Source organism: Longimicrobium sp., assembly GCF_036387355.1.
GTDB lineage: Bacteria > Gemmatimonadota > Gemmatimonadetes > Longimicrobiales > Longimicrobiaceae > Longimicrobium.
Genome location: NZ_DASVTX010000054.1, coordinates 1 through 3407, shown reverse-complemented (window position 1 = coordinate 3407; position 3407 = coordinate 1). Strand labels below are relative to the sequence as shown.

The following is a 3407-nucleotide window of genomic DNA, read 5'->3' as shown; positions in this document are numbered from 1 at the left end:
CCCGCCGCGCACCGGCTCGTCCCAGTCCACCCGCGCGTCTCCGCCGCGGTACGGCTGCACGAAGTACATCCGCGTTCCCGTGCGGTCCCGCGCCTCGGCAATCAGCACCGTCTGGTGTTCGCCGCTTTCGGAGTCCATCTGCGCCTCCATGGCCAGCAGGAGGCAGTCGGGCTTCTTGACCTCGGCGTATCGCGCAATGGTGCCCGACAGGATCTCCGGAGAAGCGCCCCCCATCCCGTCCCCGACGGGAATCGCCATCGTACGGAACTCCGGCGTGGCGTGCCCGGGCTTCTCGTGTACGCTGCGAATGCGTGGAGGTACGTCTTCTCCTTCCCGGGCCGCCCGCCCGATCGCGTCCTTGACTTCTTCCAGGAACCGTGTGGCCATTCCGAGCGTGCGCTCGGCCTGATGCGTCCTGCTGCGAGCCACTACAACCTCCGGTTTCAGGAACCACTTTTTTCGGCGGCTCGATCGCGCTCTGCGACCCGCCCGCCGCGAACCCGGCATCCATGTCCCCATGCAAAGGCGGAGCCACCGTGAAACATGTTTGCACAAACATCATGACGGCGGGGCGGACGCGGGGAGGATCGGCCGGGCGGAGGCACAGGATTCGGCGGATCGCCGCATCCCGGGTAGAAGATGCTGGCACGTCCTCCCACCCCGCCGGGAAAGCGGCGCGTACGGAACGCATGCAAAACGGAGCGCGGGACGGAACGCAAAACCGCGCTCCCGGAGCGGGGGCGCGGCTTCAGAAAATCGTACGGAAAGTGGCGGATCAGATCCGGGCGGCGTCCTGCACGGCCTTGCGCAGCCGGCTCCACACCGCGGTGCCGTAGCGCAGAAAGTTGGCGCGCTCCACCGGCAGGTCGGCCAGAAAGGCCCAGGCGGGCGCCGACCCCTTGCGCGTGTTGCAGGGTTGGCAGGCCGTCACCAGGTTGCCGGGCGAGTTGTCGCCGCCCCGCATGCGCGGCTGCACGTGGTCCAGCGACAGCCGCTCGGCGGGGAACGGCTCGCCGCAGTACACGCAGCGGTACTCGTCACGGGCAAAGATGCGCTCCCGCAGCGTGCGCTCCGCGTCGCCCGTCATCCCCGCTCCACCACGTAGCCCGCCTGCGTGAGCCGCTGCACCACCTGCTCCACGTGGTCGCGGCCGCGCAGTTCCAGCATCAGGTCGATCTCCGCCTCGGTGACCCACAGGTCGGCCATGGCGCGGTTGTGGTCCAGCCGCACCACGTTGGCTCCCGCATCGGCCAGCAGCGTGGCGAGGGTGGCCAGCGCGCCGGGACGGTCCTTGACCCGCAGCTTCAGGTTGGCGCGGCGGCCATCCTGCACCAGCCCGCGGTCGATGATGCGCGACAGCAGCGTGACGTCGATGTTCCCCCCGCTCAGCATCATCACCACGTTCTTTCCCTGCAGCCCCGCGATGTGGCCGTTCACCACCGCGGCCACCGTGGTGGCGCACGCGGCCTCCACCACCGTCTTTTCGCGCTCCAGAAGAAGCAGGACCCCCGCCGCGATCTCTTCCTCGCTCACGGCCAGCAGTTCGTCCACGTACTGCTCGATCATGCGGAAGGTGTGCTCGCCGATGCGGCGGACCGCGATCCCCTCGGCGATCGTTTCCGCGGGGGGAATGGTGACCCGCTCCCCCGCCTCGCGCGAGCGGAGGGCGGCGGGAAGCACCTCGGCCTCCACCCCCACGATGCGCACCTCGGGACGGATCTGCTTGATGGCCGCGGCGATGCCGCTGATGATGCCGCCGCCGCCCACGGAGCACACCACCACGTCCAGATCCGGCACCTGCTCCAGCAGCTCCAGCCCGATGGTGCCCTGCCCCGCGATGATCCCCTCGTCGTCGAACGGGTGGATGAGCGTCTGCCCCTCGGCCTCGCGGATGCGCAGCGCCTCCGCCATGGCCTCGTCGTACACCGAGCCGTGCAGCACCACGCGGGCGCCGTACTTCTCCGTCGCCGACACCTTGACCAGCGGCGTGCGCTCCGGCATGACGATGGTGGCGGGAATCCCCAGCCGCGACGCGTGGTAGGCCACCCCCTGCGCATGGTTGCCCGCGCTGGCGGCGATCACCCCGCGCCGGCGGTCCTCCTCCGGCAGGAGCAGCATGCGGTTGAGCGCCCCGCGTTCCTTGAACGAGCCCGTGCGCTGCAGGTTCTCGAACTTGAACCAGGCGTGCCCGCCAAACATTTCGCCGAACGTTTCCGACGGCGTGCAGGGCGTGTACACCACCTGCCCCGCGATGCGGGCCGCGGCGTCGCGGATCTGCTGAAGTGTCACCATACGACAGAAAAAGGAGACAGAACGGACGAGGGACATTGCCGAAGTGAACGGGATGTAGTAACCTCTCCCGGCGGCAGGGGCAAGCGGCCCCGCCGTGCCCGACCCGTGCCGTACCGATGCCCGCAGACGCCCCGAACACGCCGGAGCACCCCCGAATCGCCGCGCTCGCCCGCGTTCTGGCGCGCCGGCCCGCGGAGACCCGGCCCGGCGACGGCGGCATCGCCCGTGCGGCCGTTGCCATTCTGCTGCGCGACGCGCAGGGCGGGCTGGAATTGCTGCTCATTCGCCGCGCGGAGCGGGCGGGCGATCCATGGAGCGGCCACATGGCCCTTCCCGGCGGGCGCGAGCAGGCGGACGACGCGGGCCCGGAGCACACCGCCGCGCGCGAAACGCGGGAAGAGGTGGGGATCGACGTCGCCGCGGGCGGACGGCTGGTCGGGGCGCTGGAGCCCGTGGGCCCGCACTCGGCCCGCGCGCCGCGCATCCTGGTGCGCCCCTTCGTGTTCGCCGTGCCCGCGGACGTGCAGGTGCAGGCCAACCACGAGGTGAGCGCCGCCGTGTGGATTCCGGTGGATGAACTGCTGGCCCCCGGCGCGGTGACCGAGCACCTGCTGGAGATGGGCGACGCGGAGCCGCTGCGCTTTCCCGCGCTGGACGCGCGGGGCCACGTGGTGTGGGGGCTCACGCACCGCATTCTGGGCGACTTTCTGCACGCGTACCAGCAGGCGGCCTGACCACCCGCGCCGATGCCGGGCCGCGCCGCCCGGGAGCCTGTTTTGCGCCGATGCGTGTTCCGTCCCGTCCGGGGCGGTCCCCAGGCACCGGTGAACCCGCGGAACCGCCATGGCTCGCGAACCGTTCACGTTGTCCCTGACCGCCCGCCAGGCCGAAGCGCTCCGCGCGCTGGCCGCGCTGGAGGATCTGCCGCCCGAAGTCTACGCGGCCGAGGTGCTGACCAAGCACCTGTACCATGCCTACACGCCCGACGTGGCGCGCCGCGCGGCCCTGGCCCGCGACGTGCCCGGCGGGGCCGCTTCCTGATCACCCTTTTCCGCCTTGCCGCGACCTCGTCCATGGAAGACAGTTCGTTCGAGTTCCTCAGAAAGCTGCTGGAT

General features: G+C 70.7%; 5 protein-coding genes. 2 read left to right on the top strand and 3 right to left on the bottom strand.

Annotation, left to right across the window (positions count from 1 at the left end; all coding sequences use genetic code 11):
* The 3 genes from VF665_RS02795 to VF665_RS02785 form a co-directional block, all read right to left on the bottom strand.
* The coding region (locus VF665_RS02795) for a hypothetical protein (RefSeq protein ID WP_331051879.1) at positions 1-258 on the bottom strand (258 nt) is incomplete at its 3' end.
* Between the two features lie 517 nt (positions 259-775).
* On the bottom strand, positions 776-1087 hold the full coding sequence (locus VF665_RS02790; RefSeq protein ID WP_331051878.1) for an HNH endonuclease: 312 nt from the start codon (positions 1085-1087) through the stop codon (positions 776-778).
* On the bottom strand, positions 1084-2292 hold the full coding sequence (locus VF665_RS02785) for a threonine ammonia-lyase (RefSeq protein WP_331051877.1): 1209 nt from the start codon (positions 2290-2292) through the stop codon (positions 1084-1086). Before VF665_RS02785 ends, VF665_RS02790 begins: the two co-directional genes overlap by 4 nt.
* Before the next feature lie 116 nt (positions 2293-2408).
* Here VF665_RS02785 and VF665_RS02780 point away from each other — a divergent pair, with 116 nt between their 5' ends.
* On the top strand, positions 2409-3026 hold the full coding sequence (locus VF665_RS02780; RefSeq protein ID WP_331051876.1) for a CoA pyrophosphatase: 618 nt from the start codon (positions 2409-2411) through the stop codon (positions 3024-3026).
* Positions 3027-3135: 109 nt separating this feature from the next.
* On the top strand, positions 3136-3333 hold the full coding sequence (locus VF665_RS02775; protein WP_331051875.1) for a hypothetical protein: 198 nt from the start codon (positions 3136-3138) through the stop codon (positions 3331-3333).
* Positions 3334-3407: the final 74 nt, after the last annotated feature.